The organism is Stenotrophomonas sp. Nf1 (genome assembly GCF_003028475.1).
Taxonomy (GTDB): domain Bacteria; phylum Pseudomonadota; class Gammaproteobacteria; order Xanthomonadales; family Xanthomonadaceae; genus Stenotrophomonas.
Genome location: NZ_PYTV01000011.1, coordinates 44,900 through 60,552, shown reverse-complemented (window position 1 = coordinate 60,552; position 15,653 = coordinate 44,900). Strand labels below are relative to the sequence as shown.

The 15,653-nt window shown below is 62.0% G+C and carries 13 protein-coding genes and 2 pseudogenes; 10 read left to right on the top strand and 5 right to left on the bottom strand.

Annotation, left to right across the window (positions count from 1 at the left end; all coding sequences use genetic code 11):
- Positions 1-390: 390 nt before the first annotated feature.
- Positions 391-1,545 carry a hypothetical protein gene (locus C9412_RS17955; protein ID WP_219906198.1) on the top strand — a complete coding sequence of 385 codons (1,155 nt, stop codon included), beginning with the start codon at positions 391-393 and terminating at the stop codon, positions 1,543-1,545.
- 390 nt (positions 1,546-1,935) lie between these two features.
- On the opposite strand, the gene C9412_RS17950 is transcribed toward C9412_RS17955, so the two are convergent.
- Positions 1,936-2,538: a DUF998 domain-containing protein gene (locus C9412_RS17950; protein WP_107232865.1), complete on the bottom strand. Its 603-nt coding sequence runs from the start codon at positions 2,536-2,538 to the stop codon at positions 1,936-1,938.
- 264 nt (positions 2,539-2,802) lie between these two features.
- Between C9412_RS17950 and C9412_RS17945 the strand changes: the two genes are divergently transcribed.
- The 4 genes and pseudogenes from C9412_RS17945 (at position 2,803) to C9412_RS17930 (ending at position 5,505) form a co-directional block, all read left to right on the top strand.
- Complete coding sequence (locus tag C9412_RS17945) at positions 2,803-3,663, top strand: OST-HTH/LOTUS domain-containing protein (RefSeq protein WP_107232864.1); 861 nt, start codon at positions 2,803-2,805, stop codon at positions 3,661-3,663.
- A 215-nt stretch (positions 3,664-3,878) separates the two neighbouring features.
- A complete protein-coding gene (locus tag C9412_RS17940; RefSeq protein ID WP_107232863.1) occupies positions 3,879-4,145 on the top strand; it encodes a hypothetical protein in 267 nt (88 codons plus the stop codon).
- Between the two features lie 510 nt (positions 4,146-4,655).
- Positions 4,656-5,013, top strand: a pseudogene (locus C9412_RS17935) (hypothetical protein).
- Positions 5,014-5,028: 15 nt separating this feature from the next.
- Entirely contained in the window at positions 5,029-5,505 is a 477-nt protein-coding gene (locus C9412_RS17930; RefSeq protein WP_107232862.1) for a cold-shock protein, read from the top strand.
- Positions 5,506-5,622: 117 nt separating this feature from the next.
- On the opposite strand, the gene C9412_RS20635 is transcribed toward C9412_RS17930, so the two are convergent.
- Positions 5,623-6,438: a hypothetical protein gene (locus C9412_RS20635; protein ID WP_146160178.1), complete on the bottom strand. Its 816-nt coding sequence runs from the start codon at positions 6,436-6,438 to the stop codon at positions 5,623-5,625.
- A gap of 234 nt (positions 6,439-6,672) precedes the next feature.
- On the opposite strand from C9412_RS20635, the pseudogene C9412_RS17925 reads away from it, so the two are divergent.
- The 4 genes and pseudogenes from C9412_RS17925 to C9412_RS17910 all read left to right on the top strand — a co-directional run.
- Positions 6,673-7,110 (top strand): annotated as a pseudogene (locus C9412_RS17925) (magnesium chelatase domain-containing protein); the annotation flags it as partial.
- A gap of 386 nt (positions 7,111-7,496) precedes the next feature.
- Entirely contained in the window at positions 7,497-7,928 is a 432-nt protein-coding gene (locus tag C9412_RS17920) for a hypothetical protein (RefSeq protein WP_107232861.1), read from the top strand.
- 118 nt (positions 7,929-8,046) lie between these two features.
- Positions 8,047-8,514: a hypothetical protein gene (locus tag C9412_RS17915; RefSeq protein WP_107232860.1), complete on the top strand. Its 468-nt coding sequence runs from the start codon at positions 8,047-8,049 to the stop codon at positions 8,512-8,514.
- 533 nt (positions 8,515-9,047) lie between these two features.
- Positions 9,048-10,547, top strand: a complete 1,500-nt coding sequence (locus C9412_RS17910) for a YifB family Mg chelatase-like AAA ATPase (protein WP_107232859.1) — start codon at positions 9,048-9,050, stop codon at positions 10,545-10,547.
- A 229-nt stretch (positions 10,548-10,776) separates the two neighbouring features.
- Here C9412_RS17910 and C9412_RS17905 read toward each other — a convergent pair whose 3' ends face one another.
- The 3 genes from C9412_RS17905 to yidA form a co-directional block, all read right to left on the bottom strand.
- Complete coding sequence (locus tag C9412_RS17905) at positions 10,777-11,163, bottom strand: hypothetical protein (RefSeq protein ID WP_107232858.1); 387 nt, start codon at positions 11,161-11,163, stop codon at positions 10,777-10,779.
- Between the two features lie 167 nt (positions 11,164-11,330).
- Positions 11,331-13,649, bottom strand: a complete 2,319-nt coding sequence (locus tag C9412_RS17900; RefSeq protein WP_107232857.1) for a TonB-dependent receptor — start codon at positions 13,647-13,649, stop codon at positions 11,331-11,333.
- 325 nt (positions 13,650-13,974) lie between these two features.
- A complete protein-coding gene (yidA, locus tag C9412_RS17895) occupies positions 13,975-14,808 on the bottom strand; it encodes a sugar-phosphatase (protein ID WP_107232856.1) in 834 nt (277 codons plus the stop codon).
- A gap of 149 nt (positions 14,809-14,957) precedes the next feature.
- Here yidA and C9412_RS17890 point away from each other — a divergent pair, with 149 nt between their 5' ends.
- A complete protein-coding gene (locus C9412_RS17890) occupies positions 14,958-15,620 on the top strand; it encodes an exopolysaccharide biosynthesis protein (protein ID WP_107232855.1) in 663 nt (220 codons plus the stop codon).
- The last annotated feature ends 33 nt before the right edge of the window (positions 15,621-15,653 follow it).

Here is a 15,653-nt window from a genome sequence, read left to right as displayed (position 1 = left end):
AGCGGACGTCACAACCGGCCCAACCTCCACGCCATCCCAACGTCCGCTTCCGGCCAGGAGCGGTCATTCCGCTTAACCCCGCGCTGGAAGGCGCAAACCAGCGTTGCACTCATCCCAAGGCAAGACCTGATCCGCAGCCCTACATGGGGTACGAGTATGGGGTACGCCCTACCAAGCGATCAAGGGAGCTAAAGACGCTATGGCCCGGTTCTATGGCATAGATTCTACTGCCATCACCGCCACCCTCCAGGAATAGCTATTAGTTGGCCTACGGGCTCCCGCGAGGGCCATAGCGAGCATGCGGAAAGCGAGCCATCGAGGTGCTTTCGCCCCTACAATCGCAGCATAAAATCAACACAGAGACGGTGAAGCGTAATGGCACGCAGGTGGTTGAAGCAGGAACGCCGGACGAAAGAAGAGCTTTTCGATGCCCTGGTGCGAAACGCTCTGGGCTTCGTGAATAGCTCTATCGACCATCTCCAAAACAAACCCAAGAATGCCATCGTCGATCTCTATACGGCGGTCGAGCTGTTCCTAAAAGCCCGGCTCATGAAGGAGCACTGGACACTCATGCTTTCAAAGCCTGAGACCGGAGATCTCCAAAACCTAGCCGTTGGAGACTTTCTCTCCGTTTACCTTGATGACGCCCTGAACCGAATCCCATCCATTCTCGGCGAGAAAATCGACAAGAACGCCTCTGACAATTTCAAGGCACTGGGCGAGCACCGAAATCAGATTGTCCATTTCGCACATTCCGGCATGGATAATCCGAGCAAGACTCAGGCCGGCGTGATTGCCGAGGCATGGGCATCTTGGCACTACCTGCATGCGCTCCTGACCGGTTTATGGGAAGACGTGTTTCAACCATATGCAGTGGAGCTACAAGTGCTCAACCAGCGCATGATGCGCCAGGGAGAATTCATCAAAACCCGATTCGAAATCCTGAAGCCTCAGATCGAGATCCAAGAGAAGAAAGGCAAAAAAATCGTTCCCTGCGGTCATTGCCACATGTCTGCCGCTATTGTTGGCGAGACCCACTCATGGGGTACTGACTACACCTGCATGGTGTGTGGCGTCGATGACACCGCTGTGGAAGAGTGCAACGCAGAGCTTCCCTGCCCCACCTGCAACGCTCCGTTTAAATTCTTCCAAAAGGGCTTAAACGCCTGTCCAAACTGCGGCGACGACATCACCACTGACGTCCTTACCAACCTGTGCGCCAAGCATTATCCCCAGGGAGATGATTGGTGTGAGGAAGGAGAGGAGCATATCGCGTCCTGCCACAAGTGCGAGCACCCTCAGCCTTCAGTATTCTTTATCGACGGAATGTGGAGCTGTGTATCGTGCTTTGACCGGGGCTGGGGTGCTGTCGCGTGTGAGCGATGCGATGAATTCGTCACTGGAGATATGGAGAGAATCCAATACTTTGCCTGCCACAAATGTGAGCCCCAGGTAAGGGAGCAGATGCTGCGCATGGTTGAGACCAGTGAGAGCGTTAGCCGGGCTGAGGGTAGCGAGGAGCCTGCGCCAATAGCCAAAGAATGATGGGAGCGGTTGTCTACGCCTGAAAAAACCTGCTGCTTACCTCAGCTGCACTCAGGGCTCGCTCGACTGAACCAAGACTCAAAGCTTCGATGCCCAAACTTCTCCCTCCATGCAGCAGCATTTGAGCTGGCAGGCCGAAGGTCAGCTTCGGGTGCGGTGCTCGCTGCAGCCTGCTTGGTAGGGGTTGGAGCCGGGGTATAGCAGAAGGCGCGCGCGACCTTTCCCCTCTTGCCACCCGAGGTGCCAGCATCAAGGAACAGATGGTTGAAGAGCGCCCACGGCTTGAACAGTGGATCTCCTGGCATGAATCCCGAGAAGATCACCTTGAGCTGGGGCCGGAGAATCGAGAAGTCCTTGATCAGTCCTCTATGTTCCTGTCGCGCGCCCCCATCAATGCGCAGGCTGCGCCATCAGCGCGCTTGAACCCCTGCGCAGCAGATACAGCGCCACCAGGAATGGCCAGAGCGAGTTGATGGACGAGAACACGCGCTGAGTCAGCCCTCTGTAGCCCTCCGGGTCCGCGCCCACCACGTTCAACCATAGATAGACGACGCTCGCGATGCTCACCACAGCGGTCACGGCATACGCCCTTCGGTTGGCAGACCATGCGCTCAACTCGATGTGCGACATCGCTGGCGCGATGATGTTGGCGATACCGATGGTGTAGAAGCCGTGCATCGGATGACCCATGGGCCAGAGCCCGTTGGTCAGCATCGAGATGCCAAAGATCATCCAGCAGATGGCACCCAATGCAATGCGACGCCCGGATTCGCGCCACACTCCAATAGAGAACGCCACGAACCCAACACCGGAGCCGATGGCGGCGATCCTGGCGCAGATGCTTGCGAGCGTGGGCGCCTGCAGCAGCTCGCTGGCGTGCTGTGCGAGCGGGTTGTAGCCCGGCGCGAACACGGCGGCGACGCTGGTCCAGAACAGGAACCACGGAAGCGGGATCAGACCCGCGCAGAGAAGCAGTCGGCTGCGGCGTTGCACGTGCAGTGATCCTTGTATTGGCCTGAGCCAGTGGGTGGAATCCATTCGAGCGCTGCAGAACTTTGCTGCTGCGGGCAGGACAGAGCTGAGTGACTACAACGGTAGTCAGATTGTGCGCGGCGCTCGGTAGGGTCAATAGGTAGAAAGTCACTCAGACCCGGAGGCGACGCGGGAAAGCGCCCCAGCAGGGCTCCCTTTCTTCTCCGCCCTGCGTCTCAAGCGTCTCAAGCGGTAAAGTTGCCGTATTCCATACTCAGGTCCGCCATGCTCGAAGTCGACCATAAGGACGTTGTCGATGCGCAGCAGGAAGTGCAACGGCTGCTCGGCCGTTGCATTCTGCGCCTCCAACAGTGCGAGCAGCTGATGAAGTCCATGCTCGCCTTTCAGAAGCTATTCGGTACGCCGGATACATTCCATAAGGCTTTTGATAACCGCAAGGCCGAAATCAGCGGCGGGACAATGGGAGTGTTGGCGGCTCGACTGATGGCCGAATGCGTGATAAGGAAAGGCAGCGAAGCTCCTGGCGCGCCACCAGGTTACAGCCGCGATTCAAGCTTCATCGCTCTGTTCATGGGGCTCGAATTGCCAGAGCAATCTCATGCAGCTCTACGAACCGATCTGCGCAAACTGGTGCACCTCAGGAACACGCTCGTTCACCATTTCATTGAGCAGTACGAAATCCGGACTGTCGATGGATGCCTGAAGGCACAGGATGCACTCAGCCACTCTTACACCGAAATCGACCGACAGTTCCAACAGCTACGCACGTTCGCGGCAGATTTGGCACAGGGACCGCAAGCCCTTGTAGAGCTGGTCCAGTCACCCGAGTTCCATGACCTTATAGTCAATGGCATTGGACCTGATGGTCAGATCCACTGGCCAATCGCCGGCATTGTCAGTGCTTTACGACAAGCCTTCCGTGAACAAGCCATCGACGGCTGGGCGAATCTGGACACGGCGATTCTTTGGATGTCAGAGCACCATCCGGAACAAACGCCGCAAAAGTATCGCTGCGTTCGCTGGCGGCACGTCATCCACGAATCCCGGCAGTTCGAACTGCGCAACTTCAAGCACAACGGCCAGCAAGGAGCCTGGTTCCGCGAGCGGCTTGATCTGGCTGGCTGACCAGCCACTAATGGTCCGTCACCGGGAAGCTTGCATGCGAATGGCAGGCTGCTTGGCGTTCGCTGGAAAGGCGGGCAATGGGGTGTTCGGCTTGATCTTCATCCAATCAACAGTGGATCGACACCAGTTCTCCATATCAACTCCAGCCCAGCGTCACGTAGAGAAGCGGCGCATGTAATCTTGTTCGAGCCGCACTGGGCTGGAAAGAGGGCGAGATGAGTACCGAGCATGTAAAGAAAGGAATTTTTGCGTCTATTTCCGACCTGATCATGAAGGAGCCAGCTTCAGAAAAGGAGTTGATGGATTGGCATGAACAAGCAAGGGAAGTTAAAGCCTTGATGGGGCTGGACAACGGCGACATCCAAGTGCCGCACGCCTTTTGGCATTACCTGGATGATGCAGATATTCGTATGAAAGATCAGCGCTATGCGGAAGCGCAAATTCTGCAGATCAAAGAGCTTCTTCGTGCCTGGGTGAATTGACGGTGCGACCCGCGCAAGATGGTTAGGGCCACCTTACGGGCGAGTCTTATCGACCGACAGCTTCAGCAATGCCACCGACCAAGTGATGACGCTTTTGCCGCGCTTGGCGTCTCTGGCGGAAGAATTTGAAGACTCCGTTCCAGAAGTGCCTGTACGCCTAGCCCGCCAAGGCTCTCGCCCCTTTCCGCGCTATGCGACAATGCCGAAAACGTCTCGGGTTTTGGCGGCATTGACCCCTACCCCTTGGCATTCCACACAACGGCGAGTAATCGTTGCTCCGCCACCGTGCATCGGTGGCCGGGACTCGAAAACCCGTTGTTGTGATGAAGTTTGCGCTTGCCAGCCGGCATCAACTTGCTTGGTGCCGGCTGGCAATCCGTCTGCCGGCTATGGCGGGCGGGGCGTGGGGGCCTCGTGCCCGCCGGCGATCATCACACACCGGTTTTCGAGCCACGCCCTGTCCGCCACCTTTATCGGTGGCGGCTTCCGCCTGCTTGCACGGAGCCTGCCATGACCACGCCGCACTCCCCGCCCCCCGCGCCCCATCCAGGAAGCGCCGTCACCCGCGCCCGCGCTGGACCCCAACAGCCTCATTGCCACGCTGCGCGCCATCGGCGCCGGCGCTGCCGCCGACGGCCGGCCCTGGCCCGAACGTCACCTGCTGCGCAGCCGACAGATGGCGATGTCCGACGCCGACTGCGCGGCAACCGGCCAGCGCGTCGTGCAGGAAATCCTGTTGGCGGCCGAGCGCACACGCCAGAACGGTGAGCCTGATCAGTACGTGGGCGACCGCGTGATGGAAGGGCTGGTGATGGCCGATATGGCGCTCACGGCGTTCATCCACGAGCGCATGCGGCCCAGGGCCTGAAGTCGGGGGTGAGCGATGAAGAAGCACAGCCTTGTCGCTGCCGCGGCCTGCATCGTGGTGATCGCCGTGGTATGGGCCGCGTGGCCCGCGCCAGTGAGTGATCGGGAGTGGGCCTACCAGAAGCTGAAGCCCTTCGATTACCGGTTGCTGCACGGCGACGCGCTGGGCTTCGTTACCGCCAAGGCCGTCGAAGGCTTTGAATTCCACACGCGCTATGCTGGGGCGACGTCTTTCGAGATCCGGTGTAAGGGCGTTGTGGTGATGGAGGTGGAGAGTGCGCCCTCGCGCGTGCTGATCCGGATGCCTGCCGATGCCGCGTGGCGGGCGCCGGATATCGAGCGCCTGCGGATGAGTTTCGAGCGTTGGCTGTTTGTGCAGCAGATTGAGGGGCGGCTGCTGGTGGAGCGTGCGGGGCCATCCTGGGTTGAGGCGCAGTTGCAGCGCTTCGATGGGTCGATGCCGGATACGCAGAGGTGTCTGTTTGGGAATTGAGTTATAGATCGCCGCGCTACCCAAACTTTGTGGACCGCCCACCGACGCTCTCAGCACTTGATCCTCTCAAGTGTTTGAGCCTGCGGGAACTCCGAGGCGCTTCACAGTGCCCATAGCCTATTCTGGCGTAGCACATGGCCATAGCTTTGCCCCCCTCAGCTTGGCGGACTGAATCGCCGCGACCACATCCCGCCCGATGAGAATGGCATTGGAGGACTGGTGACCTGCTCCGAAGAACTGCTCGCTTCGGAAGATGGGAAGCTCTGGAGCTCTCACTGGCGCCGCGAGGAATGCTCTCTCTGGGCCAATGTAGCGAACCCGCCTGCATTTCGGACAGCGAACTCCCAAATTCTCCTCCATCTGCAATGCAACGCTCGTATCAGCACGCAATTGCACGATGTGATCAAGAACATTCCCCTTCGTATCCTCAACCGGCCACGTCTCAATGCGAAGTGGAGCAAGGTGTTCTTGCCAAACCTCCCTATGCATGAAGATCGCATCTTCAACCCAGAACAGTTTCAGGAAGGCATTACGCCCCCACTTCAATGACTTCCGAACGCGGAAAGGCGCAATTTGTACAGCCCCGACTCCGCACTCATCGCAGTACTTGGACGTGTCATAACTCTGCGCCAGAAAGCCAAAGTCATCCTCCGGCTGGGGATACCCATTTGCGTGAGTAACCAGTAGCTCACAGTAATCAGCAGCGGCAATCTCAGCGACAGAGAACTCCGTCGTCACAAGGGAAGAGCCACCCCATTCCCTGATCAGCGAGGAAATTCCTCCCCATTCCGGAGCCCCTTCTATCGAATGAACGACACCAATGATGCAATCGCCATTGAAATCAGACGGGGGATCAACAGTGGCGCCGACTTGCTCGAGCTCTAGCGCTCGCGCGGCTGTCCAGCCAAAGGTGAAGCGATACTTTACCTTCATGAGGAAATTTGCCTTGGAGGCCTGATTGCTTAAAGGAAAGATGGATAAGCGACAGGATCGAGCTAGCACGCCTGTAGCAATTGAAGTTTGAGCATAAAGGGATAACCGACTTCTGCTGGAGGAGCGCACCGTTGATTGTCTGGCCGAAATCCTAGCCGTTTCACCAGCAATTTCCGATGGTTCGCCGCAACGCGCCTGCCGCACCATCAAGCGTCCCTCCGCAGGAATCCCTTCATGAGCCTGGCGCTGGTCCACAGCCGTGCCCGCGCCGGGGTTGATGCCCCACTGGTGCGGGTGGAAGTGCATCTCTCCGGTGGCCTGCCCGCCACCCAGATTGTCGGACTGGCCGAAACCAGCGTGCGTGAATCGCGCGAACGTGTACGTGCCGCCCTGCTCTGCGCACGCTTCGACTTCCCGCAACGGCGCATCACCTTGAATCTCGCACCGGCCGATCTGCCCAAGGAAGGCGGGCGCTACGACCTGGCCATCGCGCTGGGCATCCTCGCGGCCAGCGGACAGGTCGATCCGCAATCGCTGCTGCAATACGAATTCCTGGGCGAATTGGGCCTGACCGGTGAGCTACGCCCGGTAGCCGGTGCATTGCCGGCCGCGATCGCAGCCGCTGAAGCCGGGCGCATTCTGGTGGTTCCGCCCGGCAATGCCGCAGAAGCGCCGGACGCAATTGGGCTCGCAGGCTCCATCGCGCCCGTGGCTGGACAGGCATCAATTGCAGTTGGAGCTGCCCTGCTAAGATCAAGAAATGCAAGAGAGACTTCGTACTATATTTGCGTAGGAATCGGCGTATGCCAAGGCGTAAGGTCGAGCCCGCAGAGACTGCATCAGAAAAAGAGGATCCAACTGGCCAGGGAGCCTTCTGCGCGCACAAGCAGGATGGGCAGCAGAGAGATGAGAGTCCCATGACAAGAGCAGGGAACAGCTTTAGAGATGCCATTCTCCTTCTGAAAAAGGGCCAAGCCAGTGACGCGCTTCTCATAGCCGAATCACTAATAGATTCCGGGGATGACTCTACCCGTCTAGATGGATACGTCTGTCGTGGAATGATCTACGAAGACGGTGGGCAGGATATTGAGATTGACCTCCCTGCCTCGCTCGACAGCTATCGGCGCGCCTCGCTTGTTGCTCCCAGCTCGCTGACGTTTCTTCATCTTGCACGCGTCCACCTGAAGATGGGAGACCCTGCAGCAGCGTATCGCTATCTGGAAGCGTCCTCGAGCTACGGAACTACTCCCGAATTGCTTCTTGGATTTGCGACGTATCATGAGGAGCACGTACCGATGCATCCGGAAGAAGCCAAGCTCTTCTATAGACGAGCTGCCTTACGCGGCCTGTTTTCCGGATTCTTTGGGTATGCCCGGGTATCACGCAAGATCGGACAGAACGGCAGGGCTCTCGCGATGGACTGCGTGCGCATCATTCTAGGGCCCTTCATTGCGCTCGTTCTCGGCGCTCGCGCGAGGTATCAGTTCTGAATCATGATCATTGGCATCGCCGCGTGACAAGCAAAGGTGTTCATTTCGGAATTGGATTCCGAATCTTCGTGCTACTCAAGGCCGGAGGACGTCGGTCCGGAAAAGTAGGGACGCCAGGATGAGATCACTTGCCAGCTTTTTCGTCGTTGCCATCATCCTGCTTTGCGGGCTCGGATGGGTGGTGTATCCGACCACATTCGAGGCGGAGCTAAGGACCTATCGAACGATCTCCGACGACGACTTTTCGCTTGTCCGAAAAGAAGCCATGGACCTCTCCCGTGCTACAGCAACAAAGGGAATCGAGATCGTCGCCGGGGAGCCTGGGTCGCCGTCTTTCGGCTTCTACTGCAAAGGCGTTCCACTGCTCATCGTCGATAACGGCCCGATCCTGATGACCATGAACATCATGGCTGGAGCCAATGCCCGCGCGCCCGATGTCATGCGCTTCCGTACCCAGCTGGAGGCTCGACTGCAGCCGTCGGGAGCCCCTTTGGATCCAAGCCCAGCCTCGGATCGGTTCGGCCTGCTGAATTCCATCGTCCTGAAGTACCGCGATGGCATTGATGTTACGCAGCAGTGTAAGTAGCGTCGGCCTCACTATGTTGCACGGTGAAGGGCAGATTGCGCCCCCCCCCAATTGACCCACCCTGGCTGCTCATTTTCGCCTGAGCGGCTTGCGGAAGTGAGTCACCCTGCTACCCATCTGTGAGAACGAAAAACCCGCCAATTTGAGCATGCCGCGAACTAGCGCGTCAGAGGCTTGGCGGGTGTGTTAGAGCCAGCGTAGCGAGTCGGATACTTGCCTGCAAGAAATTGTGTGTGGGTTTGAGCGGTCGCGAATGCCTGCTCGCAGAGAACATTGGAAGAAGTTGGCCCTGCTTCGACAGGCAACGTGGAACGCATGTCCAGCCAATCGGAAGCTCACCGGGTCCCTTGGCGCGGCTGTGCAGATGGCGGTCGGATTCCGTCACTCAGCTGCCGGCAGGCGTCGCCGCGGTAGAGGCCACGCGAATTCCGACCACCTGCCAGAATCCCCCTAGCCGTTTCACCCGCAATTTCCGATGGTTCGCCGCAACGCGCCTGCCGCACCATCAAGCGTCCCTCCGCAGGAAACCGTTCATGAGCCTGGCGCTGGTCCACAGCCGTGCCCGCGCCGGGGTTGATGCCCCGCTGGTGCGGGTGGAAGTGCATCTCTCCGGTGGCCTGCCCGCCACCCAGATTGTGGGCCTGGCCGAAACCAGCGTGCGTGAATCGCGCGAACGTGTACGTGCCGCCCTGCTCTGCGCGCGCTTCGACTTCCCGCAAAGGCGCATCACCTTGAATCTCGCACCGGCCGACCTGCCCAAGGAAGGCGGGCGCTACGATCTGGCCATCGCGCTGGGCATCCTCGCGGCCAGCGGGCAGGTCGATCCGCAGTCGCTGCTGCAATACGAATTCCTGGGCGAGCTGGGACTCACCGGCGAACTACGCCCGGTGGCCGGTGCACTGCCCGCCGCGATTGCCGCCGCTGAAGCCGGGCGCGTTCTGGTGGTTCCGCCCGGCAATGCCGCCGAGGCGGCGCTGGCCGAGCATGCCGATGTGCGTGTGGCGCGCACATTGCTGGAGTGCTGCGCCGGGCTGGGCAACCCGCGCCTGCTGCCGCCCGTTCAGCGCGTGGACACCCCACCGCTGCCGCTGCCCGATCTGGCCGACGTGCGCGGGCAGGGGCATGCGCGGCGCGCGTTGGAGGTGGCTGCGGCCGGTGGCCATCATCTGTTGCTGATCGGCAGCCCGGGCTGCGGCAAGACGCTGCTGGCCTCACGCCTGCCCGGGCTGCTGCCGGATACGGAAGAGGCCGAAGCACTGCAGCTGGCTGCGATTGCCTCGGTGAGTGGCGAAGGGCTGGACCCGAAGCGTTGGCGGCAACGGCCGTTCCGCTCTCCCCACCACAGTGCGAGCGCGGCGGCACTGGTGGGCGGCGGCAACCCGCCCTGCCCCGGCGAGATATCGCTGGCCCATCACGGCGTGCTGTTCCTGGATGAACTGCCCGAGTGGAACCGCAGCGCGCTGGAAACGCTGCGCGAGCCGCTGGAGTCGGGTCATATTCGTATTTCCCGTGCGGCGCGCAGTGTGCAGTACCCCGCGCGTTTCCAGCTGGTGGCGGCGATGAACCCGTGCCCCTGCGGCTGGGCCGGCGACCGCAGCAATCGCTGCCTGTGCAGTGACGAGCGCATCCACCGCTATCGTGCGCGGGTGTCAGGGCCGCTGCTGGACCGTATCGACCTGCATATCAGTGTGGCGCGCATGGATGCGGTGGAACTGCGCGAGAGCACGCCGCTGGGTGAGCCCAGTGCAACGGTGCGTGCCCGGGTGGAAGCCGCCCATGCCCGGCAACAGGCACGCGGCGGGCTCAATGCGCATCTGCCGCCCGCCGCGCTGCGCGCCTGCACGCGATTGAGCGAGGCCGACCAAGACTTGTTGGAGCAGGCGATTGAACGCCTGCAGCTGTCCGCGCGGGCAATGCATCGAATTCTGCGGGTGGCGCGCACGATTGCGGATCTGGCCGGTTGCGAGGTGATCCAGACTGCGCATCTGGCTGAGGCGATCGGGTACCGGCAGTTGGATCGCGGAAAGCCATAGCAGCGCTGGTTGGAGAGGGCGTTGGTAGAGTCGACTGTTAGTCGACTCGCGCGCGAAGCGCGGTCGCCTGCGAGGTGGATGCGAAGAGCAGTCGACTAACAGTCGACTCTACCAAGAGCAGGTCATGGCAGCGGATAGATCAACGCCAGAGCAGGTCATGCCAGCGGATGGTGCGAGGGTGCCAGGGCGGTTCACGGCGGTCCGGCGACGCCAGCGCCATCCCCGCGCATCACGCCGCCGTACCCAGCCGCCCACGCCTGGCCAGCACCGCCACCCGACGGCTGACCAGCGCGTGGAGCGCCGCCAGCTCCGACGCGCGGTCAGCCGTCATGTTCCCGCCGAACACCACGCGCGACAGTGCCACCTCGTCACTGTCGTGCGGGTACTGCCAGCGGTCGCGATAGACCTTCTGGCAGACCAGCCAGGCCAGCCGCAGCCCACCGCCAGGCAGCGGCTGCACCACACGCTCGTACACCTGCCAGAACTGGTATTCGGCCCGCAGGTCGATCGCAGGCGCCACGGACAGCGCCTGCCGGGGCCGTCCTGGGCCCCGGATGCCGAACAGCGGTGATTGCGTGTGGTGCTGTGCCATGCCAACAGGATGACGCAGCAACATTGTGGGAACCTTGCGCCGCCGCCAGAAAATCCCTGTTGATTGCGCAAGGCAGGGGTTTGGGGTCAGAGCCCTTTGCTGTGCAAAGGGATCTGACCCCGATCACGGGATGGCAGCGGGGTCGGATCCCTTTGCGTAGCAAAGGGCTCTGACCCCCGTCCCTGGTTACATCAGAACGCCATCGACGTGCTGAACATCAGCTGCCGGGGCGCGCTGCGCTGCAGGGTCTGGTAATCGCCCGAGAACGACGAGCCGGCGATGGTGGCGGTGCCGATGTTGTGGCGGTTGAACAGGTTGCTCACGTCCAGCCGCAGCTCCAGTCCCGGCACCGCGCTGTCCGCGCCGAACCGGTAGGCGGCATAGGTGTTGACCTGCCAGAACGTGGGAACGCGGATGTCGCTCTCGTAGGTGAACGGCTGGCGCAGGTATGAGGTGCTGGTGGCACCGAAACGCCAGTCGCCGAAGTGGGCGGAAAGATCACTCACCAGCGAAATCTGCGGGTAACCCGGCTGGGCGTTGCCCTTGATCGGGTACACGGTGCCGCCCACCACGAAATCGCTGTCGTAGTACGAACGGGCCACCGCCACGCCCTGGTAGAACTGCAGGTGGTCGGTCAGGTCGGCGGTGATGCCCAGGTCGGCGCCGATCACATGCATCTTCGGCATCAGCCGCACGGTGTTGATCTGCGCGAACTGGGTGCCGATGGCGGCCGACAGCAGGCGGTTGCGGATGTCGTTGTAGAACACATCGCCGGTGATGGTCAGCCGGTCGAAGCGGTGCGATGCGCCCACGGTCAGGTTCCAGTTCTTCTCCGGGCGCAGCGTGCGGGCTACGCGGTCGAATTCCTCCTGGTCGGTGATGGTCCATGCCGAGGCGGTGTAGCCGATGTTGCCGCGCTGGGCCACGCGGTAGCCGTTCATGGTGTTGGCCAGGTCGATGAAGGCGTCGGCGGATTCGGTCGGGCTCCAGAACAGCGAGACGTGTGGCAGGAAGTTGCTCTTCGCACGCAGCGTGCCGTTCACCGGCCGGTCCTCGGCATCGCCGAGGCCACCGCCACGGGTGCGGAAATCCACGGCCTTGAAGCCGACGCTGAGCTTCAGCGTGTCATTCAGCACGATATCGTCCTGCAGGTAGAACTGGCGCGAGCGGGTCACCCAGCTCGAGGCGTTGTCGGTCTTGAACGCCGGCCCGTACACATCGAACGGCCCGGTGGCCTTCAGCGGCGGGCCCTCACCCAACAGCGGCTGCTGGTACCACTCGGTCTTGGCTGCAGCCTTGCTCTTCTCCTGCCAGAAACCGGCGGTGAGGGTATGCGCACCGGCTTCAAACTGCAGGTTGACCATGCCACCGAGCCGGTTCAGGCGTGGCGTCTGCACCTGCTCGGAGAACGGTGCACCGTTGGGCGACGGCACGGTGGGGTCGGTCAGCGTGGCCTGGGTGTGGCTGTTGGCGTTGTACAGCTGCACGTTGCCACGCAGTGCCGGGGTGATCTGGAAGCGGTGGTTGATCGAGGACACGCGGTCGCGGGTGATCTGGCCGGTGTCGTACGGAATCAGTTCGGACAGCTCACCGCAGGTGTAGGCGCCGCAGGATTTGTCTGCGTTCTCCGGCGAGGCCACATACCAGGCCCACGCGTAGTCCGGGTAGAAGATGTCGGCCTTCCAGCCGAGCTTGCGGATCATGTCGAAGGAGATGTTGTTGTAGCCCCAGACCTTGGCCTTGCTGTCGGACAGGAACACGGTGACATCGCCCCAGGCCACGTCCTGCTGCAGCTTCAGGTCGCCGCGCAGGAAGTTCTGGGTGCCTTCGCCCTGGTACTTGTCGGCCGACACGCGTTGCAGGTCGACCAGCACTTTCGGGCCGTGTTCACCCAGCTGGCCGCTCTGCCCGGACACGGTGGTGACCAGGGTGCTGTTGCTGCCCACGCCCTGCTTCACGCGCAGGCTGGGGGTGTCCTGCAGTTCGCGCAGGCGGTATTCCAGGCTGCCGCCGTTGACGCTGCTGGAAAACACGCTGACCGGTGCGCCGCCCGGGCTGACCGTGATCGCGCCGATGCCATCGGGCACACCCACATTCACCACGCTGGTGCCGGTGAGCGAAAGGAAGCCGTTGTCGTTCAGCGGTACGCCTTCGAAGGTGATGCCCATTTCGTTCATGCGGAAGCCGCGCACGAACAGGCTGGTGGCCGAGATATCCAGGCCCAGGCCGTCGGTGGCGGTGTAGCTGGCGCCGGGCACCTGCTTGAGCATGGCCAGGCCGTTGTTGCCGGTGACCACCGCATCGAGGTCTTCGGCCTTGATGATGTAACGGTTCGGGCCGACCACCTGGGTGGGCGCGACGGCGGCGCCGCGCGGCGTGGCGATCACCTGCAGGGCGTTCAAGGTGGTGGGCGTGTCGTGCGCGGTGTCCGCCGATTCGGCGGCATGGGCCGGTGCGGCGATGGCGGTGAGGATCGCCAGCGCCAGGCGCGTCGTGGGTGGGGTGTTCATGCAAAGATCCAGCGTGCAGTGGGGAAAGATGGCGCAGGCGCACGCCCAGCGCGGGGCGGCACCGGTATCGGCGCGCTGGCTGGTGATGCGATTGCGTTGGGCGGTGACGGCGCAGTGCGCGCCGGTCAGCGGCGGGGGAAGACGATCCTCAGCCGCTCAATGCGATGGCGTGATTTCGACGTGCGAAAGTCTTGCATCGCTCGGCCGGATCCGCCATCGCGCGGTGGTACAGCGCCGATGGCGATGGGGATGGGTGGGGTATACGTGGGTATAGCCATGCGTGTGCCAACCAAGGTTGGCACCTACCAGAGGGTGGCCGCGCGATTCACCGCAGCACGAAGCGCTCGATTGCGCGTGCCACGCCGTCATCGGCATTGCTGGTGGTTTCAAACCGCGCCACGGCCTTTACCGCATCGATGGCATTGCCCATCGCCACGCTGGTGCCGGCGTACTGCAGCATGGTCAGGTCATTCTCCTGGTCACCGATGGCCATCACGTTGTGGCGGTCGATGCCCAGGTGCTCGGCCAGCTTCTGCAGGCTCGGCCCCTTGCCAGCACGGTGGTCGAACACTTCCAGGAAGAACGGTGCGCTTTTCAGCACGGCAAACCGCTCGGTCAGCTCGCTGGGCAGGCGCGCGATGGCCGCGTCCAGCACTTCGGGCGCATCGATCATCATCAGCTTGATGAAGGACATCGACCGATCCATGTCGGCCACGCGGCGGTACGACAGCGGCATCCGCGAGAGATGCGAGTCGGCCACGGTGTAGTAGCTGATGTCCTGGTTGGGGGTGTAGATGCGCTGGCTGTCCAGCGCCTGGAAGTGCACGCCCAGTTCGCGCGCCACCTGCTCGCAGAACAGGAAGTCATCGAAGCTGAGCGGATGCTCGACCACGGTTTCGCCGGTGCCGATGCGCTGCACCAGGCCGCCGTTGCAGGCGATGCAGTAGTCGTCGTCGCCATCGATGCCCAGTTCGTGCAGGAACGGGGCCAGGCCGGGAACCGGGCGGCCGCTGGTCAGCACGATATGCACGCCCAGCGCGCGCGCCTGTGCGATGGCCTGCTTGGCCCGTGCAGTGAGCGTGTGGGCCGGGTCCAGCAGGGTGCCATCCATATCGATGGCGACCAGTTCGATGGTCGATTGCCGGCGGCCCATGTCCATTGCGTTGCACTCGTGCGGGGCGGGCCAGTTTAGCGCCTCATGCCCGGTTCACCTCTTTGCCCACATTGGCCGGGATACTTCAGGGGCCTGTGCGTCCCCCACCGCAGGACGGCCCCCTGACCGCCCTTCCCTGGAAACCCTTTCGACGCATGACCTACCGTGCCCCCGACCCCAACGACACCGCGCCACTGGCCCAGCAGATCGAGCAGATGATCGACGAACTGCCCGGCGAACGGGTCAGCGTCGGTACCCTGCTCAGCGCCCTGGGCGATGAGGGCCTGCTGCTGGTGGTGATCCTGCTTTCGGCCATCTTCATCATCCCGGTGTCGATTCCCGGGCTGAGCACGGTGTTTGGCGCTTCGATCCTGCTGATCGGCCTGAGCCGGCTGCGCAACCGCCCGCTGTGGGTGCCGCAGAAGCTGGCACGCCGCGAGATCGCCACCGAAACGCTGAAGACCAACCTCGGCCGTGCGTTGAAGTGGGTGCATCGCATGGAGCGGCTCTCGCGGCCGATGCGGCTGGCGGTGATGGTGCGTTCGAAGAAGATGATGCGCCTGAACAACCTGGCGCTGGTGGTGGCCACGGTGCTGCTGATGGCGCCAGCCGGCCCGATTCCCTTCAGCAACACGCTGCCGGCGTTGGCGCTGATGTCCTTCGCCATTGGTTTCATCCAGCGCGACGGCGCGGCGGTGGCGGCCGGTTATGCCTTCGTGGTGGCCACGATGGTGTACTTCGGCGTGCTGCTGGGTGGCGTGGGCTTTGCCGCCGAATCGGTATTCAGCGGGTTCCGCAGCGGCACCGCAGAACTGTAGAGCCGAGCCCACGCTCGGCTGCTCTTCGACCTG